This window comes from Candidatus Vicinibacter proximus (assembly GCA_016713905.1).
Lineage (GTDB): Bacteria > Bacteroidota > Bacteroidia > Chitinophagales > Saprospiraceae > Vicinibacter > Vicinibacter proximus.
This window is the reverse complement of the sequence record JADJOE010000001.1, coordinates 1101887-1128585: the sequence shown is the minus strand read 5'-3', so window position 1 is coordinate 1128585 and position 26699 is coordinate 1101887. Positions and strand designations below refer to the sequence as shown.

The following is a 26699-nucleotide window of genomic DNA, read 5'->3' as shown; positions in this document are numbered from 1 at the left end:
ACAAGTAGGTAATTTTAATTAATTTCAAACACTCGCTTTGTCTTTACCTAACATTATTAAAAGGTACTACAAAAGCTAAACCATTATTGGCAGCAGATAGCAGCCCAATGCATATGTACCTTCCATCGCGTTTTACAAAAACCGGGCTGCCACTATGACCTTCCGTAACAGAATGGTTGGTCACATTAATTATCGAATTTTTTGGTCCGGTTTGACTTACTGTTAGTTGAGAAAAGGCTGGCTCAATAGTTGCTTCCTGTATATCAGTTCCTAGAGGATAACCTAAAGTGTATAAAATCTCTCCCTTATTTGGTATAATATCTCTAGAAGTTTCAAATTTTGATTTTTCACTTTGATTGCTAAGCTTTGCCCAATCGGTGTTCTCTCGCCTTGCGATTTTAAGTGTTTTATACTTTCTCAAATCTGAAGGAATTACTGATTTAGCCAAATCTCTAATCTCATTTTTGCAATAAAAAAGGGATTCTTTAGATTCAATATCCTTATCTTCACTCTCATCCTTTCCTAAATCCTTATTAGTAAATGTAAAAGCTCTGCCACTTTTAGATTTTGCTTTATAATATACTATAAACGGAAATTCATTGTATTCACAAATATTCAAGAGGTGAAAAATGGAACACTTATCCTTTTCAATATCCATATATCTCCAGGGATGAACAACATGTCTACTAGTTACAAAATTACCATCAGCTGTCATAAATCCGGTGCCTCCCCAGGTTTGCTTTTCATCATTTAAAGGTACAGGTACCGGTTGCTTTTTGTTATTTTTCATTTCAATTCTATCCACAGAAACAAAATAGACGTCACTCTCTAAAAACTTCAAATTATCATCATATGTGGAACTTTCGGACGAAGATTCCTGCCTTGTTACATTTGAATTCGTTGAGGTTGCTTGTGGGCTGTTGCCAGATTCTGACGATGAAGAAGAATTGTTGGCTGCATCAGATTTTGAATTTCCATAATTTCTAGACCCAGACTTTATTTTACTTAAATCACTCCTTAGTCTGCTGATACTTCCGGTATATGAACTTATTTGATTTCTGAGTGCATTAACACGAGAAGCATCGGCCTCACCCTTAGACTCAAGTTCCTTTAATTCCTTTTCAGCCATAAGAACTTTGTTACCCAACTGATCTATCTCCTTTTGCTTCTCGGTAATAAGCTCTAATTGATCTCCAGTCTTTATAAAGTAGTAAACTCCAGCTGTAGTAGCTAAAACTAATAAGGTTGAAAGTGCAATAATTGCATTTCGATATGGTCTCAAGCCTTGCTTTGCAAAAAGTGCAAGCCTTTCAGATATACGCATGCTTTTGACACCTTGGCCTGATTCAGCCATATTAAATCTTAATCTGGGTCCATCACTGCTCAACTTAATTACATCTCCATTCTGTAGGGCTCTTTGACCAAAAACTTCTTGATCATTTACAAAAGTACTGTTAGTTTGACTCAAATGATGCAACACTACAACCCCATTTGACCACCTAAGTACAGCATGCTTTCTTGAAACTGTAGGGTATTCATCCCCGTATTTAACTATACAGTCACGATCTCTTCCCAAAAAAGCCTCGTTCACCACAATTGTCTCATGCTCAGAAGCTCTTTTATTTGCCGAATTTTCTAAAAAATACAAGGTATAATAAACTGAGCTACTTCCACCTATGGTACTAAAGCCCTGACCAATAGTTTTTGCAAGACCTTGCTTGTAAGGATTGTTGGTTGTTTTCGTTGTTGACATATGACTATTTTTATCTAATTGATTTGGTAATAATTTCATTTGTGACTGGCAGCTTAGCTTCAAGAGACTTGAAGTCTTTGCTAAAATTTATTCTTGCATACTCATTATTAAATATTTGCTCACCGTTAGGATAATAAGCTCCCCAATTTCCTTTAAAATCTTTAACAAAATAAATATTTTCTAAATACCTAATATCTTGAAATTCAACAGGAATTACAATCTTAAATTGAAGATTAATCACCCCCTTCTTATCTCTGTCATGCACTTCAGTGAACCCATTTTTAAACTTTCCAATATACGAATATTTCTTAACTGCTCTTGAAAGATATGAAATATTTTTCCTTAATTCTAAATCCTCATTGGATAAGGAAATGGTATTCAATTCAATCAATAATTTATTATATTCACTCAAATTATTGCAAGACTCTATCCGTTCATTAAAATCAATCTTTTCTGAGTTATTGGCTGTGAAAAATAAGGCAAGAAGGACAAAAATCGTCATCCCTACTATAAAATATAACTTCTGCTTTTTAAATACATTTAAAATTGAACCAATTTTAGAAAAATAACTATTAATCTCACCTGACTTTCCCGAAATCAATTTCTGAAAATTTGAAGCAAACGAAACTTCATCATCCGTAGATCTTGGAATTTGAAGAACCCTCCACTCCCCATTCAGAATAAAAGAATCTGCAAAACTCATCAACAATTCTGCTGATGGTCGGTGGATTGCCTTTTTTTCAAGCATCATGTAAAGTACCTTATTGAGATTAGGATGAGTATCTTGGGATAGTGGTGAAAAACTTCCTCCATGAGTAAGCAAATAACCAAGTCCAAAATTATTAGTCTTACTGGGTAATTCACCGGAAATTAACTCGTAAATCGTAACTCCTAATGAAAATACATCACTTGCAAATTCAGGCTTATTTTGATAAACCTCAGGAGCTGCATAACCTAATGACAGACCATAATCACTTGCATTTTTTTCATCCTCAGTAGCCTTATGGGGGTTCTTCCGTATAGTCTTATTTAGAAAAAAACTTGTTCCAAAATCACTTATAAAGAATGAATAAGAACCATCATCTTCATTTTTATATAGGATATTAGAGGGCTTAATATCATTGTGAATGATCCGTCTTGAATGCAAAAAAACAAGAGCCGATCCGATATCCCTAATTATTTTTGCAATTTCCATTTCACTAAACAAAGGCTTTGTGAATTCACCTGATTTCTTTCTTTCAATTATTCTTTGATTCATTAATTGATTAAGATTTCCATCACAAAGTTTTAAAATTAAAAAAGGGATAGATTGATGATAGGCCACAGCTAATGGAACAATGATATTGCCATGAATTAATTTTTTCACTTCATCATATTCACGTTCCAAAAACAATTTCACATCATCAATTACACTTTCATGGAAAATTTTTAATGCAAATATTTTTCCAAAAGGATCCCTAGCTCTCCAAACCACTCCATATCCACCACTCCCAATGAATTGATCTAAGGTATAATCGCCAACTTTATCACCAATTTTAAGCATATTACCTTAATCTGATTTGTAATGAAGTATCATGACCAATTTGAATAATATCTCCATCTTGTAAAGGCATTGCTTCATTTTCTTGTAACTCATATGAATTTACAAATGTTCCATTCTTAGAAAATTTCCATAAATTTTCGCTTGATTCAAATTGACCATCTTTAATCATCCACTTTCCAAGCTCGAAAATTAAAGTAGCTTGCCTTCTAGAAATATACCTTGAATAATATTCGGAAATTCCTATATCATTTGTATTATCTTCCTTACTTTCTGTAAAACCTAATAAAACACTATTTGATCCTTTAATATTTATAATTTGGCTTAAGTTGAATATTTTGCCTCTTTCGGAACCATTCACGATTTGCAAAAACCACACTCCTTCCAAATTGTCTTGCTTATCAGGTTTTATAAGAGTTCCTTCAAAATCAGGTAAGTCCTTCAAGGCAACGGAAGCATTGGGGTAACGATTTAGAATTTTAGAAGAAATACATTTAGTTATAATATTGACCCATGCGGGTTCCACCTTCCTGGTGTATGTTGTAATTGGTATGGGTACGCCCTGTTTTATTCTTTCATAGTATTTTTCAGGATCCCTTTTAACTTCTTCATAAGAACCATAAGGAAGGCATCCATTAGTAATGACTTCATACATTGTCACTCCAAAGCTAAACATATCGGCTGCAAATGTCAATGATTTAAATCCATTAAAAACATCCAATTGTTCCGGAGGAGCATATGGTAAAGTACCCCAAACTTGTCTTAATTGGCCCATCCAGTTTCTAATTGTTTGCCTTTGATCAACAAGTATAGAAATATCGTAATCGGAAAGTTTAGCTTGAAAGTTTGAATCAAAGAGAACATTTTCCGGCTTCAAATCTCTATGAACTATGCCATTTTCATGAAGGCTCGCAAGCCCTTTGAGTATACCTTTTCCGATTTGATTAAAGTCCGATTGATCAAGATTATTTCCAATTCTAGATCTTAAATTACTGTTTTCACAAAATTCCATAATTATATATGGGTTTCCATGAAGCTCTCCTTTGAAATAATTTGAAACCAGGTGTGAAGAGTTCAGGCGACCAATATCGAACCCCTGAAGGAATCTTCGTTTGTAATTATCAAAATCTTTAGGATCCTTTGTTGCTAAGTCCAGGATTTTTAAAGCGTAATTCTGATTATCCGATTCATTTTTTATCTCGTATACTAAACCAAAACCGCCTTCACCTAAGAACTTCACACATTCATATGGACCTGAACTAAGGTAGAACTTATCCCCAGCTGAAAATTTTATATTCTCCGGGATTGAATTATTTGACTCAAAATAAGTCTTATACTCAGCTCTATCAATTAAAGCGGGCGTCATTAAAAATGGCATTCTTTCCGACAAATATATAAATTCTGTACTACAAATTAAATTTAATTGAAAATAAATGAATTGAGAAGCATTTTAATGAACAATCATTCAGCTAGACCGACTTGCGTCTTTGATTTCTGCATATCCTAAGGAACTATAAAACAGACCGATGAAAAAGAGAAATTCACAGGATTTCTATAATAAATAGATATGCATTTAGATTCCACAGGAATTTGCCCCCTATTTCAATGATTATGACAACTCGAAATATGAAAACTTGAGCTTTTTCACCATTATATTATAGGTCAATTATGGCGTTGAATTGTGACTGCCATTAAGGCGGAATCAGTTCCCAGCCCCCTGACATTCAGACAGATATTGACCTCTTATTATAGAAAAGTCTAATATTTTTAATTACTAAAAACTGTTTTATACTCTTTACCATCTAAAGTAAAAAGCTCTAAAATATAAATACCTGAAGGGAATCTCGTCAAATCAAGTATATAATTCTCATCATTTGTTGATACTTTAATTAGATTAACTCCTAAGCTCGAGTAAACACTTACTTGAGACAAACCGTTGTTTGATTGAATAAAAAATTTCCCATCAGCTAAAGTCAATATATCAGTTTTTTTGGATTTTTTCTTGCTATCTTTACTATCTGTAAGACATTGACTTAGCACTTCTGATTTTGTGTTACAACCCGTTCCATTTCCATAAATTGAAGAAGTTCCACTATCCAAAAGGTACTCACAAAATGCCGACAAAGCACACATCCTTAATTTTGTGCTATTGTTGGTTATTGAAAGACCTGTGATTAAGTAATATAATTTTCCATTATCAATAATTGTATAATTTAAATTCCTTAAACCACTAATGTCTTCTAAAAGACTATTGTCATCAATACTAATGTCATCTGTCACATATAATAAATTCTTCAAACTATTTAAATTCACGATAGAAGCATTATTATATATGGTCAAATCTCCATTTACAATCTGCAGATCTTGAAGTCCATCTAAAGTCTTTAAGCTTTCATTTCCTTCAATAGTCAACTCTCCATCACATAGTAAAAACTTATTTAATCCTCCAATTGATTTTAAAAATTTGTTATTTCTAATAATTACCCCATCTATTTCACCAGAAAGAATGTTTATACCAGCTATGGATTGTAAAGAATCATTATTAGAAATTTTAATTTGTCCTATTAAGGTATCAATTGTTGTTAATACACTTAAATCCGTAAGCGAAATATTGTAACCAATAGATAAATCACCATTAATAGATCGAATGTTGCTTAATCCATTTAAAGATTTTAATTTCTTGTTATTCCAAATATTCAATCCATTGTTAATTCTTGTAATAAGATTATTTGAAAATAATTCTTTCAACTGTGCATTATTTTCAATGCTTATGCCAAGTTTAATACTTTTAAGCTTAACCATTCCCTTAAGATCTGATAATAAAAGATTACTCCTAATTGTAAGACTCCCCCCAATTGACTCTAGTAATGATAATCCATTTAAGTTAGTTAATATGTCATTATACTCTATTGCAAAATTCTTACCTACACTTTTTAGGTTTCGCAGACCGCTAACGCTTGTAAGTACATCAGCATTACCAATTTTCAGATCCCCCTTAATTGCTTCGATATTCACCAATGAATCTAAATTTCTTACTGAATTTTCAGAAATATAAACCGATCCTGCAATTTCCTTGCAATTTGGATATAACTGCCTAAATGTATTAATTTCAGATTGTTTTGTGAAGTAAATATCCCCAGTTGGGCATGACTGTGAAAATAATTGTATACTAAATACTAAGCTAAAAATGAATGGAATTATTTGTATTTTCATCCGACGATTTTTTTTGATTTTAATTCTTTCTACTAAAATATGAATCAATGATAATCCAAAGCTGTAAATTTTATCACTATCGTTTCTTCCACAAGTCAAGCTTAGAAGCCATAACTATAAATCGAACCATTAACCATTTAAATGTAAAACGAATTGTTTACGACATGGTTATATAAACCCATATAAGCAAAATTCAGGACCGCTTTAAATGTTTGGTCCTTCAAAAATTTTATACTTTTTATAATAATTCCAGGCTCACTTTGTGTTTACTTTTTCATATTCCTTGATTCACTTCACAATTATACGAAATATTTACTTTATTAATAAATTTATTTATTGCTCAATTTCCAATTGGTTAATATTACTACCTTCTCTAATTTATTAATCCTTTTTGCCTAAACGTTTTTTAGGTGTGAAATAATCTATGGATGCAATATCAGCTTACCTGTTAAAGTTCCACAGGACAAACCACTCAACTGATAGAGATAAATACCTGCTGGAAGTGGCAATTCTGCCAGATTAAGTTTACCTGAAATATTTAATGGCGGCTGCAAGACCAATTGACCAAAAAGTGAATATATCTTCAACGTAGAATTCGGGGCAAGGTCTGACGGCCAATTCAAATGTTGTGGATCTTGCCAGACTTTGCAGTGTATGGGCGTAGCTTCTTTGGCGTGCGTGGTAGCAGATTTGCAGGATATTTTGGAAGTCGCAATTACCAAATTATCGAAATACCTTTCCTGCAAGACAGGGGACCCGGCATTCCAATAATTTTCAAAGAAAATGGCGTTGATTCCATAATTCCTTTCATCCGCATTCCAGTTGCCATGCCAGTTGAGGGAATAGCTACCGGCCTGAAGGGTGTCGTTGATCCAGAACTCAAATACGCCATCGCTTTTGCCGGGCGTATTTAACCTGACATGTCCTTCAATACAAAACCATTCGCCTACTCGTTCAGAACTGTACAATGGAATATTGCCTGCTTTAAAGCCCAGCCACCGAAGATTCGCAAAGTCATTGTATTTGGTACTCACCAGCTTGCCACTGGCATCAATTCCCGTTGCCGGATCCATTCCCAAATAAAAATCTCCCTGTCCACCGGACCACATATGAGCCATGGCACCTGTGGCCCAGTTGCCATTGGCCATAGTGAGTGCGCGTGAAAGTTTAGCCGGGCCTCCGCCCATCCATCCCTCCTGATGCCGGACATCCATGCGCCAATAAACCTCCTTGAAAGTGCTGTCGGGAAGAGAAGCATTTTTACCTATGTAAGTGGAAGGTGTACGCCCAAAAGATTTTGACAAACTCCCTGCACCTACTTCACCTGGTTGCCATCTTACCCTCATGCCTGTTGAGGAATTACGCCCCAGACCGCCAAGTGGCACAAAATCTCCATTGTTGTTGTTGTATTCGAAATATCGTGAAGATATGGCCTGAGTAGATTCAAAATCATCGCAAAAAATCAAACCAGCTTGGTTGAGTTGCTTGCAAAAATCTGATTGTGCAAGGACAATCAGAGGACTGATCATTAAAGCTATTGGTAAAAATAGCAGTGCCTTTTTGGTCATTGTCTTATGAATTATGATCTAAAGTAAGGAAAAAATTAGGAGAATTAGAGAATTTGCAAATTTGAAAATGAGCTAATTTGTAATAATGTTGTGGTCGTTTGATGCTTCCCAGCGTCAAACATTACGTTTATTTAAAGCAGTACTAATTAAAATTTACGTGAATACTAATCGACTAATTTTCAAATTCTCTCATTCTTCAATTCTCCCGTTAGCCGCTTTCGCGCCTGCCTGCCGACGCAGTCAGGCAGGGTTCCTTCACTTATCGTGCTGTAGCACGATACTCTGTTGAAGCAGAGATCGTTCGGTCATACTTCCCAGCGTCAAACATTACGGCGATTAAAACCAGAACCTAATATAGTGTACGTTAGCCGCTTTCGCGCCTGCCTGCCGACACAGTCAGGCAGGGTTCCTTCTCTTATCGTGCTGTCGCACGATACTCTGCTGAAGCAGAGATCGTTCAGTCATCCCAGCGTCAAACATTACGGTAATTAAAAGTAGTACCATTTAAAACGTACGTGAATTTCAAGCTAGGAAGCTCGAAATAACAATGGTTGTTTGATGCTGGTTAGAGTCAAACATTGCATTAATGCAGATACACATTAAACATTGCATTAGGAATCCCAAACTTACCATCACAAAAACAATGTTAAAAAATCAAATTGAGGGGCACCCAGTTCATAAGAACTATATGAACAATATTTGTAATTCAAATTATCTTCCACGAGTCCAGCTCTTCTTGGATTATCATGTAAATAGTTAAATTTTTGAATTAGAAATTTAGGACTGACTATTTCTACACTTAATGAGGGAGATTTCCAAAATTGGTATTTTCTTTTTGATTTATTTACTAAAAATTCTTCTTTCATTTCACTACTCATTTTTTTTGAAAACTGATGCGCTGTGTAGCTTAAAAAATTATGTTTAAAGTTTTCGTTTGAATTTGGTTCTAACACTTCATATATAAGATGGATATGATCTGGCATAATAACAAATGCAAAAATTAAGCATCTATTATTTTTATATAAAAAGACCAAACAGTCCAGCACTAATTCTATATACTTTTCATTTTTTAAAAGCTTCTTCCACTGATAGATAGTGAATGTGGAATAGTATATATTCCTGTAGATTGTGTAAGTCATAGTCTCGTAAAATTAATAATTCTAATTTTAATAGAAACTGAAAAAATTGAGAAATATCAAATTGGAAAGCCTGAATAACTTGGGTTGTTTGATGTTTCTCAGCCGGTTGTTTGATGCTTCCCAGCGCCAAACATTACGTTTATTTAAAATAGTACCAATTAAAACGTACGTGAATTTCAAGCTAGGAAGCTCGAAATAACCAGGGTTGTTTGATGCTTCCCAGCGTCAAACATTACGGCGATTAAAAACAGTACCAATTAAAATGCACATGAATTTCAAGCTGGGAAGCTCGAAATAACCAGGGTTGTTTGATGCTTCCCAGCGTCAAACATTACGGCGATTAAAACCAGAACCTAATATAGTGTACGTTAGCCGCTTTCGCGCCTGCCTGCCGACGCAGTCAGGCAGGGTTCCTTCACTTATCGTGCTGTCGCACGATACTCTCTTGAAACAGAGATCGTTCAGTCATACTTCCTAGCGTCAAACATTACGGTGATTAAAAACAGTACCAATTAAAATGCACGTGAAGAAATTGGATTCTTAACTCCAGGCATCTATTTCATAAAGTTCAAAACCACCAATGGTGAAGTCGTTATGAAAAAATTTCTAAAAAAATAAAAAGCATTCACACACAATTAAATCATTATTATGTTGCATCCGTTCTTTAAAGTAGTTAAGAAAACGTATATTGCCTTAGTTATGCTCAGCATTGTCCATTATATTCCTGCACAAGTACCGGAGACCGCTCCTCTCCCTGGAGGTAATCAGGTGGAGTGTTCTTTAGGTATGTGGATAGAAAAAGTAGTAGGAAATCAAAAAGCCTGGAAAGTTGTCATCAGTGGCAAAGAAATAATGTGGATCGATGTCAAGGGATTTGATTTTACCCCATCGGAACCCTATGAATGGGGTCTCGGATCTGGCAGCGGATCAGGCTATCAAAATAAATGGACACTTGAATCCGCTTCTTCCCTGACAGATAAGGGATTTATTCCTCAATATGCACTACCACAGTACAATGAGGAGTTTGGCTCCAAGAACGGAACCATTAGGCTTACAGACAAATACAATAATTCAGTCTACTCCACAGACATCAGACCCAATAAAAAAAGCTCAGGTCTTTTTCTAAAAGATGAACCCAATTTTTGGCATCCGGAAGAACCAAATTGGTCATATTATTGGAAGCAGATTGTGGATAAAAAGAAAATAAGCAGTTTAAAATATTTAACTTTAAGTGAAATAATAAAGGTTTGCAAGAAAGATGTTATTGCTTGTGTCCAAGCTAAGGGAGATCGTAGTTGCGTATATAGACAATTAATATCAGAAAAACCAGGGTATACAAATAACGTAGGAATACATGCGTTTGTAGAAGTTTTAGCCCATGAAAATCATCATATCACACTTGCTGAGTACTTTTGGCCGAATGGGTACAATCCAGATAACTCAGGTTGTAATAATGAAACTGATGGTCCATATTCAGATTGTGATAAAGATTATTACCCTAAATGGTTTGAGATAAGCGATGATGGAAAACTATATAAATTTGATCCTTATGATGATGTAGACAGGTATGAGCAGAAAAAAGATGGTTCACCATATTGGCGATCAAATGGATATAGGTATGAAGAAGATAAGTGTTTAGAAATTCAAAAAAAGGCAAAAGTAAATGTTTATGATACTGAGGATTGGTCATTTGATTTTAACAATATATTTCAAGGTAAACAATGGAAATAATATTTAATGTTATGAAAAAATATCTGTTTTTAATTTTATTTGCTTCAATTACTAGTTGCAATGCACAAGAAAAAAAGACAAATGAATCTGTAAATATTTTAATTAATTTACTTTCTGACACTACATTGACTGAATCAAAATGTTTGGCGATTCAAAAAGAAATTGATAAACTTTATTTTAATATTGAATGTGTTTTTTTGAACCCAATCATAAATAATTTTATTATTCATGTTTACAAATATAATCTTTCAAATATCACCAAATTAAGCTCACATGAACTTTCATACTGTTCTGGATTAAAATCTATTTTATTATCACTAAGTCTTTCATGCAAATTTAAATATATAAAATCCGCAAAAATAGATTTTTGACTATTGTAGATAGTTGCTATGCTGATGATAAGTATTTAAAAGGTGCTTATTCGGTTTTATTAATGTATCAGTCTAGAGTACTTTCGGAAAAAGAAAAAATTGAAATCATCCAAATTTATTATAATGATGACACACGTTTTTTGCTATTGATGCAATTTTACAAAGTGTAGATGTTATATCAAGGATGGATTATTACTTATTTATATTGGATTTAATTTCTGAAGATTCGCGCAAAAACTCCTTGTATTCTGCTCGGTTATTGAATGACATGAAAGTCGATATTAATTTATTAAATTATCAAGAACGCATAAAATATATTGAACTTTTGCAGAATCGGTTAAACGATAATCCTAAATTTAATGCAAATATTCAGCTTAGAAAACAAATGAATGAATTATTAGAGAAAAATAATTAGGAGTGTTATTAGATTGGTCGTACGATATTTAAACAAATCATGGAAAACACTACGGTGATTAAAAGCAGTACCTAATATAGTGTACGTTAGCCGCTTTCGCGGTTCCTTCTCTTATCGTGCTGTCGCACGATACTCTGCTAAAGCAACGATCGCCACCTAATACTACCCAGAGTCAAACACTATGGCGCTTCACGCCGGAATCTAATTTAGTGTACGTTAGCCGCTTTCGCGGTTCCTTCACTTATCGTGCTGTCGCACGATACTCTGCTGAAGCAGAGATCGTTCAGTCATGCTTCCTAGCGTCAAACATTACGGTGATTAAAAACAGTACCAATTAAAATGCACGTGAAGAAATTGGATTCTTAACTCCAGGCATCTATTTCATAAAGTTCAAAACCACCAATGGTGAAGCCGTTATAAAAAAATTTGTAAAAAGATAAAAAGCATTCACACACAATTAAATCATTATTATGTTGCATCCGTTCTTTAAAGTAGTTAAGAAAACGTATATTGCCTTAGTTATGCTCAGCAATGTCCATTATATTCCTGCACAAATACCGGAGACCACTCCCCTCCCGGGAGGTAATCAGGTGGAGTGTTCTTCGGGCATGCGGATAGAAAAAGTAGTAGGAAATGAAAAAGTCTGGAAAGTTGTCATCAGTGGCCAAGAAAAAATGTGGATCGATGTCAAGGGATTTGATTTTACCCCATCGGAACCCTATGAATGGGGGCTCGGATCTGGAAGCGGACCAGGCTATCAAAATAAATGGACACTTGAATCCGCTTCTTCCCTGACAGATATGGGATTTATTCAAAAATATGCACTACCACAGTACAATGAGGAGTTTGGCTCCAAGAACGGAACCATTAGGCTTACAGACAAATACAATAATTCAGTCTACTCCACAGACATCAGACCCAATAAAAAAGCTCAGGTCTTCTTTCTAAAAGATGAACCCAATTTTTGGCATCCAACAGAGCCGAATTGGTTTCATTATTGGAGTCAGATTGTTAACTTACATAGAATTAAGAAAATAAAATATGATGATAAGGACAATAATTTCGCATGCACAACTAGATTTGATAACAGTTTTATAACCACTTTTCGACAAGAAGCCAGTGAAAAGAATTGGATAACTACTCACTCTGGAATACATACTTTTGTTGAAACAATTGTACATGAAAATAAACACATTGAAATATGGAACAATTGGTGGCCAAACGGTTATAATATTAGTCTTGATTCAGATAAGGATTATGTGCCTGACCTATGGGAGTTAAATGAAGGCAAAATGTTTAAATTTGATTTGCCGCAATTAGATGGATACGAAGTTGGAGGAATGGCTGGGATTAAATATGAGGAAATGTTATGTGAAATAGAAGAACTAAATTCAAATTTTAATCAATATGATATGAAAGATTGGTCATTTGACCTTTCCCACAAATTTCAAGGTAAACAATGGAAATAGAAAACATATGAAAACAAATATTCTCTTATTATTTATTTCAATTTGCTATACAATTACAGCATGCTGTCAACCACCTAAAAAGGAACAAATTATTTTAGACTTCAAAAAACAACATGGCCGTTCTCAAATTATTTGTGATAGCATAGGATCAATTATCGAAGAACAATATTTTAATGGTAGTACAAATGTCGATCAGCTATTAAAAAATCTAAATTCGAGATTAAAAGAATACAACGACACATTATTTTACACACTAGGAAATCATAGAAATAACTTATGTTATGAGCTAGAGAAAAAAATACTAGCATATGAGTTTTCAAAATCCATTAATTATACGCCCAATAATTATGATCTATTAATAAATATTTTGACAACTCCAGACAGCATTCTGAAAATAAATTATATTGCTTTTCCTGAATTAATATCCTGTATAAATAAACGAATAAAACAAAATGAATTAAAAATATTATTACTAAACATTAATTCAATACAAGGAATATCAGAATATAGTTTAAATGCATATATTCTCAATTGTTATTACTCTTTATCAGAGGAAAATCTATTATTGTTTTTAGAAAATATTATTCCCAGTTTGCGGTATAAGAAATCATATTCACATATAATATTTCATTTAATTCATAATATTAGCAATCTTAAATATAAGGATCTCTTGCAAAAGGAAAAATTCTGGATGAATGATCATCCGGAATTTATCCATTCAGAGCGAGGCTTTCTATATGATTCCACACAAGCAATTCTTAAAAAGGATTAGTCAATTATCACCATGAACAAGTTATAAAATTGAAAAATATTGATACATTTTCAAAACAAAAACTAATTAACAATTTAGAGATTTAAGAAATCAATTGGCATCTAATAAATTGTAATTAGATTTATACGTCTCATGATCATATAAATCTTTCGCATCTCCAGAATTTGAAAATTGTTCCATTTGTTCGTCGCAATTTTAAACTGCGATGCCATTTGATCATATCATTTTTAATGCGGCCTGCTATTTCAATCATTCACAAAAACACCACATCTTAACTTCGTCCCTAACGCAGACCAATACATGAATTAGTTAAAAATTCCGTAATTAATCATATTTGTTGTATTTAGAGAATTCTCTTTTCCATAAATTGTTACCTCTATCACTTATGAAATTCCTTAGATCTTTCTTTAAATAGAATTTATATTCATTAAAATAGTCTGAACTTACCTTTACCGGAAACGAAATAGTATCTACGAAGCAACTGCAATTGAACAAACCAAAAGATTAGATCTTAAAAATTACCTTTGGTAAGAATCCATAGTTAAGAACATTTAGATGGCATCTATCTCCGTAGATACTCAGTTATCATCAATTAATGTAAAAACAATTACTTCCAATTAATTTTTCCATAAAAACTTCCGTTTGTAATGTCAATGGTATCAGGAAGAGATCCATTTGAAGGCCAACCTGAATTTGAAATCACTCTTGCTTGAAAACTTCCCCTGACATCGCCGGTTTTCAAATTAAGTTCTTTGATTTCAACATAATTGTTCCAATCAGCCTCAATAATATTATAAATACCTACTACAGCATCTCCACTGAATTCCTGATATGAAAATCTGTATAAAGTATCCTTGAATGTCGGGTAAATTGGATTAAAATAAAACTTGCCAGTTTTCAAGAAAACTTGATTAATTATAATTTTGCTGCGCACTGATCTAGTTTTATTGTAACCCTCGACTAATATAGCCACACAGGTATCTGGAAAGCAATATTTTTTTGCTTTAAAAATACCGGTACTGCCGTTCCATTCTACTTCATCAAGCTTTGCCTTTCCCTCTCCATAGAAGCCATCATTATCAAAAATGCTGTTTTTTTCGCAAGATAAAATCGAAATAATGGTTAATAATATATACACTCTTTTCATTACTAATGAATTTTAATAATTTTAGTTACTTGTGCCTTTTCATCGATAACCGCTCTCAAAAACAATATGTTATTTGTTATGCTATTTAAATTGAAGATTTCGGTTTGATGACCTCTAGGATAAATTTTAGAAGTAGAAATTAATTTCTGACCATCCAGACCAGAAATTAAAAATTCCCCCTTAGTATTTTCATTCTTAATATCAAATTCTAATGTAATTTCCCCACTTACTGGGTTTGGGTAAGCATGTACAACTTGTGGATTGTTGGTTCCACCACTTAGTAATTGAAAATTACATGCTGGGCTCCCACTATTAAAAATCTTGATATGTATGTTGTCAAAGTAATTTGAACTTATCACTAAGTAGTGTTTCAATTTAATTCAAAGCTAATTCTTTTTGTTTGTAGTTATTAATATCATTAGGAAATAATTTTATTTATTTCAATATTCCGATTTCAAAATCTATTTTATTTAACCAAATTGATCTTATACGATTTAATAGTTTTCGTGAAACTTTAATGATAGCCCTTTTACCTCCTACTTTTAGTTTTGTATTATTATAATATTGGGTCATAGCAGGATCACGTCTTATTCTTATCCAGGCGGCTTCTAGGATTAAGCTCCACAATCGCTTATGATGTCTACTTATTATATGTCCTGTACGAATATGTTCCCCACTAGAAAACTCTGTGGGATAAAAACCAACGAATGCATTTAGTTTTTCGAAACATTTGAAGCGATTCATGTCTTCTATTTCCGTTATTAAAGTAATGGCAGTTATTGTGCCCACACCAGGTACTGTTTTTAATCTAGAAGCGATAGAGGCATACTTTTCACTAACTGCTAGTTTGCGAATATCTTTAAGTGCCAGGTTTTTTTCTACCCTGATATTTTCCATCATTTTTATTTGATGGTTTAAGGCAGTTCGTAATGTTCCAAATGAAATAGGTAGGTCTTTTAACCAGTTTATGAATATATTGCTCCAATTTTCGCTTCCAAACCGTTCGGGAATTTCTATGCCTACTTGATATAGCATTCCTTTGATTCTATTTTTTGATCTGGTCAGGTCGCGTGTTAATTTTTCATTTGTACGAACTAGTTGCCGATCAGCTTCTGTCTCTTGCGATGGGATATAAATCGGACACAACATTCCGGCTTGAAGTGAAGATCCAATCCGTTTAGAATCGTTTCTATCTGTTTTTGATTTATTTCCTTTGTCTGTCTGGGGTATGCCTGCTGGATTAACAACAATGCAACTTACACCATGATTATCCAATGCTCTTTTTATCCAATAACCACTAAAACCAGCCTCATAGGCACAACTGTAATTTGCTCCAGGAATTCACGCTGTAAAAATGAAACTAAAATATCTGGATGAGGTGATTGATGAAAACTTCGGAGGTATTGACTCCCATAATAAAGTGAAACATTCCAACTCTTCAAATGGACATCTATGCCAACGTAAATGGTTTCTCCTACAAATCCAGCCTTTTGTAATACTTTTGTCATAAGGTTTAGTTTTTAGTTATTTAATTTAAATTGTGGCCTTTGGACCACTTAACTAAAGCTAAACCTTTTTTCAATTACATGGATACTCTCTTATCGTGCTGTCGCACGATACTCTGCTGAAGCAGAGATCGTTCAGTCATGCTTCCTAGCGTCAAACATTACGGTGATTAAAAGTAGTATCTAATATAGTGTACGTTAGCCGCTTTCGCGGTTCCTTCTCTTATCGTGCTGTCGCACGATACTCTGCTGAAGCAGAGATCGTTCAGTCATCTCTCATTCTCTAATTCTCTAATTCTCCCGTTAGCCGCTTTCGCGGTTCCTTCTCTTATCGTGCTGTCGCACGATACTCTGCTGAAGCAGAGATCGTTCAGTCATACTTCCCAGCGTCAAACATTACGGCGATTAAAACCAGAATCTAATATAGTGTACGTTAGCCGCTTTCGCGGTTCCTTCTCTTATCGTGCTGTCGCACGATACTCTGCTGAAGCAGAGATCGTTCAGTCATCTCTCATTCTCTAATTCTCCCGTTAGCCGCTTTCGCGGTTCCTTCTCTTATCGTGCTGTCGCACGATACTCTGCTGAAGCAGAGATCGTTCAGTCATGCTTCCTAGCGTCAAACATTACGGTGATTAAAAGTAGTACCTAATATAGTGTACGTTAGCCGCTTTCGCGGTTCCTTCTCTTATCGTGCTGTCGCACGATACTCTGCTGAAGCAGAGATCGTTCAGTCATCTCTCATTGCTCTAATTCTCCCGTTAGCCGCTTTCGCGGTTCCTTCTCTTATCGTGCTGTCGCACGATACTCTGCTGAAGCAGAGATCGTTCAGTCATCCCAGCGTCAAACATTATGGCGATTAAAACCAGAACCTAATATATTGTACGTTAGCCGCTTTCGCGGTTCCTTCTCTTATCGTGCTGTCGCACGATACTCTGCTGAAGCAGAGATCGTTCAGTCATGCTTCCCAGCGTCAAACATTATGGCGATTAAAACCAGAACCTAATATATTGTACGTTAGCCGCTTTCGCGGTTCCTTCTCTTATCGTGCTGTCGCACGATACTCTGCTGAAGCAGAGATCGTTCAGTCATCTCTCATTCTCTAATTCTCCCGTTAGCCGCTTTCGCGGTTCCTTCTCTTATCGTGCTGTCGCACGATACTCTGCTGAAGCAGAGATCGTTCAGTCATCTCTCATTCTCTAATTCTCCCGTTAGCCGCTTTCGCGGTTCCTTCTCTTATCGTGCTGTCGCACGATACTCTGCTGAAGCAGAGATCGTTCAGTCATCCATTAACTCATTAGCTAATTAGCCAATTTCCTAATTGTCACAATTATCTTTCCATTATCTTTGGAAAAAATCGAAGCATGAAACCGGTATTTACAGGATTCTATTTCTTGATGATGGTATGCTTTGCCAATGCGCAAAGCTGGAAAGAAATCACGCGATTTAGTCCGCAGCAAACCATTCAGAAAATCCGCTTTCTTACCTCCGAACTTGGGTATTGTGTTAGTTCGTTGTACAATGGCTCTACGATGAATATCCACAAGACCACCAATGGTGGCCTCAGCTGGACGGATCAGAGCTCCGGCTATTCCGGAACCCGGTTTATGGACATTTTTATCCTCAACGAACAAACCGCTTTCATGAGTGGAAACGATGGCCTGATTATCAAAACGACCGATGGGGGAAATAAATGGGTAACCAAAACAACCGGCACCAAAGAACAACTCTGGGGATTGCATTTTCTGGATGACCAGACGGGATTTGCCTGTGGTGCCTATGGAATGATTCTTAAGACAGAAGATGGCGGTGAAAGCTGGTTCAGCATTCCCACCGGCCTCAATAATTTATTGTATTCAATCTGCTTTGTGGATGATAAAAAAGGATTTGCTTCCGGTTCCAATGTTTTGTTGAGAACCGATGATGGTGGCGATTCCTGGACTGCGGTCAAAGACTTCCCATTCACCCCGCCTGCTGATTGGATACGTCGCATCAAATTCGTAAATACTCAAGTTGGATATGCCTGTGCTGACATCGGTAGAATTTATAAAACAGAGGATGGGGGAACGAAATGGACCAGCTTGAATTCTGGTGTCCAGGAACCATTGATGGATTTGGATTTTGCAGATGCGCTGACTGGTGTGGTGGTGGGATTCAATGGCACCATTCTAAAAACGACGGATGGAGGGCAGTCCTGGACTCAGATGCCAAGTCCACTGGGTCCGGAACATCTTTTCTCAGTGGATCTGGTCAATCAAAACAGCGGATTCATCTGCACCTATCTGGGCAGGATTTTGAGAAACGACGAATTACTCAGCACGGTCAACATTGAAGATCGTGAATTCCAATTATGGCAAAACCAATCTACCGGAATAATTGAAATAAGAAGCAACAAACAATTTGATGAAAAATCCATCGTTTTCTTTTCAGCGGATGGTAAAAAAGTGAATGCAGAACTGATCGGAAAAACGGAGCTTGCTGTTCAATATCGTGTTCAGGGATTTCCTCCCGGACTGTATTTTGCCAGGTTGACCATTGACAAAAAAAGTAATAGTTTGAGTTTTGTGGTTTCACAGCAATAAATCTAATTTTATGATAAGGAAAATATTAATCACACTTGCGGTCGGCCTGATCATCATTCAGTTTTTTCAGATTGACAAAACTTCCAACGCAGACCAGTCTAATCACTTGAACACAAAATTTCCGGTACCCGAAGATGTGGGGCTTTTGCTTAAAAATGCCTGTTACAATTGTCACAGCAATTCAGTGCAATTCCCATGGTACAGCAGCATTCAACCCATAGGCTGGTGGCTGAATCATCACATAGAGGAAGGTAGAGGAGAATTGAATTTTTCTAATTTTACCGCCGGACCCATCGCCAGACAAAATCACAAGTTTGAAGAAATAATCGAGGTGGTAAAGGAAAAAGAAATGCCCTTACCTTCCTATACCTGGTTGGGACTTCACCCTGAAGCCAAACTAACAGACAGTGACCGTGCGAACATCACCATGTGGGCACAGATGCAATTGGATTTAATTGCCAGACAGTATCCTGCTGACAGTCTTAAGAGAAAGAAAAGATAACGGCAGTTTCATCAAACTTCAAAGAAAAATGACCGTCATTTTTTAGTCATCTTGCCATGTATAAAAAGTTTATTTTTTTAGGATTAATTCTTCAATCAGTTACTCACATGCAGGCACAAAATTTTAAACCGGGGAGTTATCATCTGCGTGGAATCATGGAAATGGCTGCCGGATTTGAATTCAGGGAAGACAGTACATTTCGTTTTTATTATGTCTACGGCGCATCTGACCGTTATGCGGAAGGAACCTATTCCATTGAAGGGAACATCCTCAAACTGCATTCTGACAAAAACGTTCAGCAGGATTTTCCGGTCCGCAAACAAACTCAGGAAGACGGACCCATTACCATTCGCATTGTGCATGACAATCCAATGATGATCGACCGGGTGCGATGTGCTGTTTTTTACCAAAAAGAAAAAAGAGATTTTGAATCGGACCGTGAAGGATATATCAGGACCGATTTAAAGGAAGCTGATGATATTTATTTACAGCACCCCATGTTTCCGGATGTGATGTGTCAGATAAAAGACGCGCAAAATAAAAATAATTATTTCGAAGTGGGACTCAATCCTTCTCTGCAGAAAGTAAGTTTCAAAGGTATAGATTTTCAGATTGAAGAAGATTTTATCAGCTGCTTTCCAAATTATTTTATGCCTTTTGAGCATATTCGATTTTTTAGAGAAGAATAATTTTTAAAAAATTTCCTGATTTTATAAATCCTTAAATTAACATTCATTTACATGCCAGTAGAGCTGTGTTAGGGGCATATCTGAGAATAACTAAAATGCTATTACAAAGCAGACAGATATAAAGGGTCAAGTTAAAATTTTGGGAGAAACTAGTTTTGTGGACCCCGTTATTCACTAAAGTTGTCTGTGGTTTGTTTCTTATATGTTCCCATGATGGACAAATTTAAATGATCTTGGAAACACTACTTTATTTTTAGTTATATTTGGTCCACTATATTGGGGATTTACAAATTCAATTAAAGGACAAACTTAAATTAAGTGAATTAAATTAACCCCAGGCGTTTATCTAGTAGTTATAAATCCAAAAATGGAAACACATTGCAAAGAAGAATTTCTGTTAATTAATTTATTTAAATGAAACGATACTATTTTAAATATTGTATATATATATGTATCTTTTATGGATTTTGTGATTCTACTAATCATGCGTTAGTAGCACAAGATTACTATGGAGCTGCTTGGATAGTAGGTTATAGCAATGATAGTACATTTTTGCCTAAGTACGGAAAAACTGAAATTAATTTTTCAAGTGGTAATATTAATGTTGAATACAAGTTTGGTGAAAAGTTACCAGAATTGGGGTACACAAACGCATCTATAGGTAATAAAAATGGAACATTGAGATATTTTACTGATGGTTTTAGAATTTATGATAATAAGCAAAAAGTCATTTCAAATGGAGATAGTATAAATTACGGACGTGTTTGGCGCGACTATGTTGGTGGATATCCGGCTGAGTATAATCATTATTTTATTCCAATGCCAGGGAAAGAGGATATTCAAACCGCATTAATTCATTTTACAATTAATTATCATCCTGATTTTATTCAAAGGTATTTCTTTGCTCCTGTATTCAAATTTTCAAGAATAGAATTTGACAGGATTTCCAAAGAAAATTTAGTTTCAATTAAAGATAGCATTATTACACAGGGTGATTTTGTCCAATCTCATATGGCATTAACAAAACATGCAAATGGAAGAGATTGGTGGATTATAATAGAGGATTATCTGAGTAACAACCATAGAGTTTATTTATTGGATACATCTGGAATAAGGCTTTACGCTAATCAAAAAATTGGCGTTCCTGCAGACAGTTTTGATTGGACTGGAAATAGTATCTTTACACCGGATGGAGAGATGTTTATCAAATATTTAAGAGGTTATCAAATTCAAATATTTGACTTTGACAGGTGTCTTGGAATTCTTTCAAATCCAAGAATTGTTATTAATAAAAATGCTTTATTTAAGGATTATTGTTATGTGGTTGTAAGTCCGAATAGTCAATTTTTATATTTAAACTCTGATTCTATTATCTGGCAATACGATTTGCATGCAAAAGATATCCAGAGTAGCGAGACTATAATTGGTGAATGGGATGGTTACTTATTTGAGAATAGGTTAACTACCTCATTTAATCAATTATCTCTTGCGACAGATGGAAAGATCTATGTATCGTGTAGAAGCAGTAGTATATATCTTCATGTGGTAAACAATCCTAATGAAAAAGGATTGAATTGCAATTTCCATTTAAGGCAAATTGAACTACCTGCTTTTATGTTTGGCAATTTGCCTGCTCCGCCAAATTATAATCTATTAGTAAAAACGAAATCTTCATGTGATACACTTTTATCAAGTTCTAGTAATAATTTGAATGTCGAAATTTCAATTTACCCAAACCCAGTTTATAATTATTTTAAAATAGGTTCAGATCTTCATTCTTACCTATACGTGCGATTACTTGATTTAATGGGCACTATTGTCAAGGAGTATCAAAAAAATTATAATAATTATTATGATGTGTCAGATATTCCAGCTGGAATTTATTTTATACAAGTTAGGTTAAATAATCGAGATTATTTGAAAAAAATTATAATTAATTAGTGTTTAGATATGCTAAATGGGATGTTTCAACACAATGAACAGAGTTATCTGTTGTGGTATATTTTTTTTGGAAGGGCTGACCGAATATTTTTTCCCTACATTCACTAAAAGAAAATGACTTGCTTGTACAAGTCACTTTCTTAAACAATTTACAATAAAGGACTACAACAAATTGTTGCCTATTGGATTTTAAAGTTGTCCTAAATTCCATCTTATTATCATTGTTCTTTTTTGTCTTGATAAACCCATTCTATGCATTAGAATTTCTATTCCAAGTCAAAAAATTTCAGCTTTCGCGGTTCCTTCACTTATCGTGCTGTCGCACGATACTCTGCTTACAGCAGAGATCGTTCAGTCATTTCTCATTCTCTTACTAGCCGCTTTCGCGCCTGCCTGCCGACGCAGTCAGGCAGGGTTCTTTCCCTTGAAGCACTGTCGTGCTTCATTCCGCATTGCGGAAATCGGTCAGTCACCTTAAACAGTCATAATAGCTCCTGGCCTTACTGTCACAAATATTTTAGCTTAGCAGCAAGCGAGCTCAAACTGTATTTTGTTCTAAACGCTTTTTAAATCAGGTTTAGCTAAAATGAAAAAGGCCGGGCTGAATTTCTCATTCGATAAATATATGAGGCATTGGAATCTAACAAATACTGCTTAATAAGAGGTTAGTTTCTACTTAATTCCCTTAAAATATACCTGGCCTGATATTAAATAAATCCAAATATCTTAAAACTGCCGTAAATTTGCATCCCACCAAGACTCCACCGCACCATGCCTGAATTTTGTCATCTGCACTGCCATACCCAGTTTTCATTGCTTGACGGTGCTACGGACATCAAGTCCATGATGGCTAAGGCAAAAGCCGATAAAATGAAAGCCGTTGCCCTTACGGACCATGGCAATATGTTCGGATGCTACTCCTTCGTGAAGGAGGCTCGTGCAAATGGATTGAAACCCATACTGGGTTGCGAATTTTACATGGTCGAGGACAGGCGTAAACAATCTTTTCTGAAATCCGGAGGTGAGAAAGACGAAAGATTCCACCAACTCCTGCTGGCGAAAAATGAAGAAGGATATAAAAACCTTTCCAAACTTTGTTCGCTGGGTTACATAGAAGGGCTATACGGTAAATTTCCAAGGATAGACAAAGAGCTTATCCAGCTTCACCATAAGGGACTCATCGCGACCAGTTGTTGCATTGGGGCTGAAATTCCGCAAGCCATTATCAAAGGAAAAATGGAAGAGGCTGAAAGGCTCTTACAATGGTGGCTGAATCTTCTGGGAGAGGATTTTTATATAGAGATTCAGCGACAGCATGGCAATGATGACCTTGATGGAATTGGCATCAGCCAGGAACAGGTAAATCAGCATTTATTGGCATTGGCCAAAAAATACAATGTCAAAGTCATTGCGACCAACGATGTCCATTATCTGGAAGAGAAAGACTCCATACCGCATGACATCCTCTTGTGTGTGAATACCAACTCGTTCGTAGATGAAGAATCGAGATTTAAATTTTCGAGTCCGGAGTATTTTTTCAAGACTCACGATCAAATGTCTGAACGGTTTGCCGATGTCCCTTTTGCGCTTGACCATACCATGGAGATCGCCGACAAATGCTATACGCCCAATCTCGAACGGGACATTCTGCTTCCTGCTTTTCCGATTCCTGCTGAGTTTCAGGATCAGGCCGGCTATCTGAGACACCTGGTTTATGAAGGTGCAAAAAAGCGCTATGGCACGATCACTGCGCAGGTAAAATCCCGATTGGACTTTGAGCTCGAAGTCATTGAGAAAATGGGGTTTGTAGGCTACTTCCTGATTGTTCAGGATTTCATTCAGGCTGCACGTAATCTTTCAGTAGGTGTGGGCCCGGGAAGAGGATCAGCTGCAGGATCTGCCGTTGCCTATTGCCTGACCATCACCGACATTGATCCGATTAAATATAATTTACTCTTTGAGCGATTTCTGAATCCGGAGCGTATCAGCATGCCCGATATAGATATAGATTTTGACGACCGCGGCAGGGATAAGGTGCTGAACTATGTCGTAGAGAAATATGGAAGAAATCAGGTAGCCCAAATCGTCACCTTCGGAACCATGGCAGCCAAATCCTCCATCCGTGATGTTGCCAGAGTCAAAAGACTGGATCTGTCATCCGCAGACCGGCTTGCCAAACTCGTTCCTGCCAAACCCGGCGTTTACTTAAAAAACCTGCTGGATCTGGAACAACAGGTTTCGGATGATTTTACACCGGACGAAAAAGTCAAAATCACAGAGCTTAGAAAAATATTTCAGTCCACAGGACTGGAAGCTGAAGTATTGAAAACTGCGAAAGAACTGGAAGGCTCTGTCAAAAGTGTAGGCGTACATGCCTCTGCAGTGATCATTGCACCCGAAGACATCATGAACTTTATCCCGGTATCCACAGCAAAAGATACCGACTTGTGGGTCACCCAGGTAGAAGGGAGTGTGATTGAGTCAACCGGATTGATTAAAATGGACTTTCTTGGTCTGGCTACGCTCTCCATCATCGACGATACCCTTAAAATCATTAAAAGAAGGCTTGGGGATGACTTTAAGCTGGAGATAAAGGAAATACCGCTGGACGATCCGCTCACACTGGAGCTCTTCCAATTGGGAAATACGATTGGTGTGTTCCAGTTCGAATCCGAGGGAATGAGGGGGCATCTTAAGAATCTGAAGCCGGGCAATATTGAGGACATCATTGCCATGAATGCACTTTTCAGGCCGGGACCGATGGATTACATTGACGAATTCATTGCGCGCAAGTCCGGCAGACTTCAGGTGGTGTATCCGCATGAATGGATGAAAGATTTGCTCAGTCCTACTTATGGCATCATGGTCTATCAGGAACAGATCATGCAGGCTGCACAGATCATGGCAGACTACAGTCTGGGAGAAGCAGACATTCTCAGGAGGGCGATGGGAAAGAAAAAGAAGGAAGAGATGGACAAGCAAAAATCCATATTTGTAGAAAGGACGACTGCCAAAGGAATTGAAGAAGCCAAGGCGGTGGAAATCTTCGACACGATGGCTAAATTTGCTTCCTACGGCTTTAACCGTTCCCACGCTGCGGCCTACTCCATTCTTGCTTTCCAAACAGCTTATTTAAAGGCGCACTATCCTGCAGAGTACATGGCAGCGGTGCTTACGTCCAAAAAAAATAAAATGGATGATCTGGGCCATTATCTGCACGAATGCAACCGGATGAAAATTAAAGTACTCGGTCCTGACATCAACGAGAGTGAAATAGATTTTACCGTAAATGCAAAAGGTGAAATTCGTTTTGGCTTATCCGCTTTAAAAGGGGTCGGAGAAGGACCGGTAGAGGAATTGATCATAGAGAAAGAAAAAAACGGCCCTTTCAAAGATTTTGGAGATTTCATCAAGCGCATGGGTACTCGTTCTGCCAACAAGAAGGTCATCGAAAGTTGTGTATATGGAGGTGCTTTTGACAGTTTTGAAGGCGTGCACCGTGCACAATATTTTGCCCCCTTCGAAAAGTACAATACCTATGTGGAGTATATGATTCGTTGGGGACAGCAATATCAGAATTCACAAAACAATTCACAAGGTTCCTTATTCGGGGCATTCGATACTCAGGAGGTGATGCCCCCTTCTCCTCCGCAGGCAGAACCCTGGAACAGCATAGAAAAACTGGAGCATGAAGTAGAAGTTGCAGGCATTTATCTAAGTGCGCATCCACTTGATGACTTCAAGCATGAAGTTAAATATGCGACCAGTTGCACCCTGGATGCTTTGCCACGATATCAGAAAGACGAAACCAATGGCATCAAACTCCGTTTGGCGGGTGTGATCAGCAATGTACAGCACAAGACCAATAAAGCCGGCGAAGGATATGCGAGTTTTACTTTACAGGACTACCATGGAAATTTTGCGTTTAATGCGAATAAAGAACTCTACCGGAACAAAAGAAATTTGCTGGAACCGGGGGTTTCGATTTTGGTAGAGGGGACCTACGGTAAAGATACTTGGCGCAACAGTGACGAGTGGTTTTTTAAAGTGGAGAACATCATGTTGCTCAGTTCTGCATTGGAATATACTGTCCAAAAGTTATTGATGTACATCAACCTTAGATCTGTCAACAAAGACATGATCAAGCGTCTGGACCAAACATTAAAAAAACACAAAGGACATCAAATCATACGCTTCAATATTCTGGATACCGAACAAGAGTTAAGTCTGGCATTTCTGGGTATAAAGAGAAAAGTAACTGCAAGCGGAGAATTGTTTTCTGAATTGGATGAATTGGGTGTTCATTACAAAATCAATGGCAAAGGATAATTTTAAAGATGAAGTCTTATCGTCTGACAAGTTTGT

The 26699-nt window shown here is 36.2% G+C and carries 19 protein-coding genes; 9 read left to right on the top strand and 10 right to left on the bottom strand.

Annotated features, from left to right (window positions below; translation table 11 throughout):
• Positions 1-43: 43 nt before the first annotated feature.
• From IPJ83_04460 to IPJ83_04435, 6 genes are all read right to left on the bottom strand, one after another.
• A complete protein-coding gene (locus IPJ83_04460) occupies positions 44-1753 on the bottom strand; it encodes an FHA domain-containing protein (GenBank protein ID MBK7879796.1) in 1710 nt (569 codons plus the stop codon).
• 10 nt (positions 1754-1763) lie between these two features.
• Positions 1764-3296 (bottom strand): serine/threonine protein kinase, encoded by a 1533-nt coding sequence (locus IPJ83_04455; protein MBK7879795.1) that lies wholly within the window; start codon positions 3294-3296, stop codon positions 1764-1766.
• A gap of 1 nt (position 3297) precedes the next feature.
• The gene (locus IPJ83_04450; protein ID MBK7879794.1) at positions 3298-4659 is read right to left on the bottom strand and encodes a protein kinase; all 1362 of its coding nucleotides are present in this window, start codon (positions 4657-4659) and stop codon (positions 3298-3300) included.
• A gap of 401 nt (positions 4660-5060) precedes the next feature.
• A complete protein-coding gene (locus tag IPJ83_04445) occupies positions 5061-6506 on the bottom strand; it encodes a T9SS type A sorting domain-containing protein (protein MBK7879793.1) in 1446 nt (481 codons plus the stop codon).
• Between the two features lie 422 nt (positions 6507-6928).
• Positions 6929-8074 carry a T9SS type A sorting domain-containing protein gene (locus IPJ83_04440; GenBank protein MBK7879792.1) on the bottom strand — a complete coding sequence of 382 codons (1146 nt, stop codon included), beginning with the start codon at positions 8072-8074 and terminating at the stop codon, positions 6929-6931.
• Between the two features lie 632 nt (positions 8075-8706).
• Positions 8707-9213 carry a transposase gene (locus tag IPJ83_04435; protein ID MBK7879791.1) on the bottom strand — a complete coding sequence of 169 codons (507 nt, stop codon included), beginning with the start codon at positions 9211-9213 and terminating at the stop codon, positions 8707-8709.
• A 648-nt stretch (positions 9214-9861) separates the two neighbouring features.
• Here IPJ83_04435 and IPJ83_04430 point away from each other — a divergent pair.
• From IPJ83_04430 to IPJ83_04415, 4 genes are all read left to right on the top strand, one after another.
• Positions 9862-10944 carry a hypothetical protein gene (locus tag IPJ83_04430; protein ID MBK7879790.1) on the top strand — a complete coding sequence of 361 codons (1083 nt, stop codon included), beginning with the start codon at positions 9862-9864 and terminating at the stop codon, positions 10942-10944.
• An 11-nt stretch (positions 10945-10955) separates the two neighbouring features.
• Positions 10956-11315 carry a hypothetical protein gene (locus IPJ83_04425; protein MBK7879789.1) on the top strand — a complete coding sequence of 120 codons (360 nt, stop codon included), beginning with the start codon at positions 10956-10958 and terminating at the stop codon, positions 11313-11315.
• Between the two features lie 885 nt (positions 11316-12200).
• Positions 12201-13199, top strand: a complete 999-nt coding sequence (locus IPJ83_04420) for a hypothetical protein (protein MBK7879788.1) — start codon at positions 12201-12203, stop codon at positions 13197-13199.
• 7 nt (positions 13200-13206) lie between these two features.
• Positions 13207-13971, top strand: a complete 765-nt coding sequence (locus IPJ83_04415; protein ID MBK7879787.1) for a hypothetical protein — start codon at positions 13207-13209, stop codon at positions 13969-13971.
• Positions 13972-14578: 607 nt separating this feature from the next.
• Here IPJ83_04415 and IPJ83_04410 read toward each other — a convergent pair.
• The 4 genes from IPJ83_04410 to IPJ83_04395 all read right to left on the bottom strand — a co-directional run bounded on the left by IPJ83_04410 (position 14579) and on the right by IPJ83_04395 (position 16626).
• The gene (locus IPJ83_04410) at positions 14579-15118 is read right to left on the bottom strand and encodes a hypothetical protein (protein MBK7879786.1); all 540 of its coding nucleotides are present in this window, start codon (positions 15116-15118) and stop codon (positions 14579-14581) included.
• Between the two features lie 2 nt (positions 15119-15120).
• Complete coding sequence (locus tag IPJ83_04405; GenBank protein MBK7879785.1) at positions 15121-15477, bottom strand: hypothetical protein; 357 nt, start codon at positions 15475-15477, stop codon at positions 15121-15123.
• 76 nt (positions 15478-15553) lie between these two features.
• The gene (locus tag IPJ83_04400; GenBank protein MBK7879784.1) at positions 15554-16459 is read right to left on the bottom strand and encodes an IS110 family transposase; all 906 of its coding nucleotides are present in this window, start codon (positions 16457-16459) and stop codon (positions 15554-15556) included.
• A complete protein-coding gene (locus tag IPJ83_04395) occupies positions 16402-16626 on the bottom strand; it encodes a hypothetical protein (GenBank protein MBK7879783.1) in 225 nt (74 codons plus the stop codon). Before IPJ83_04395 ends, IPJ83_04400 begins: the two co-directional genes overlap by 58 nt.
• 1358 nt (positions 16627-17984) lie before the next feature.
• On the opposite strand from IPJ83_04395, the gene IPJ83_04390 reads away from it, so the two are divergent.
• From IPJ83_04390 to dnaE, 5 genes are all read left to right on the top strand, one after another.
• On the top strand, positions 17985-19202 hold the full coding sequence (locus IPJ83_04390; protein ID MBK7879782.1) for a hypothetical protein: 1218 nt from the start codon (positions 17985-17987) through the stop codon (positions 19200-19202).
• A 10-nt stretch (positions 19203-19212) separates the two neighbouring features.
• Positions 19213-19704, top strand: a complete 492-nt coding sequence (locus IPJ83_04385; GenBank protein ID MBK7879781.1) for a heme-binding domain-containing protein — start codon at positions 19213-19215, stop codon at positions 19702-19704.
• Positions 19705-19811: 107 nt separating this feature from the next.
• Positions 19812-20393, top strand: coding sequence for a hypothetical protein (locus IPJ83_04380; GenBank protein MBK7879780.1), 582 nt, complete (start codon positions 19812-19814; stop codon positions 20391-20393).
• 414 nt (positions 20394-20807) lie between these two features.
• A complete protein-coding gene (locus IPJ83_04375; protein MBK7879779.1) occupies positions 20808-22334 on the top strand; it encodes a T9SS type A sorting domain-containing protein in 1527 nt (508 codons plus the stop codon).
• A 771-nt stretch (positions 22335-23105) separates the two neighbouring features.
• A complete protein-coding gene (gene dnaE, locus IPJ83_04370; protein MBK7879778.1) occupies positions 23106-26663 on the top strand; it encodes a DNA polymerase III subunit alpha in 3558 nt (1185 codons plus the stop codon).
• Positions 26664-26699 lie beyond the last annotated feature (36 nt).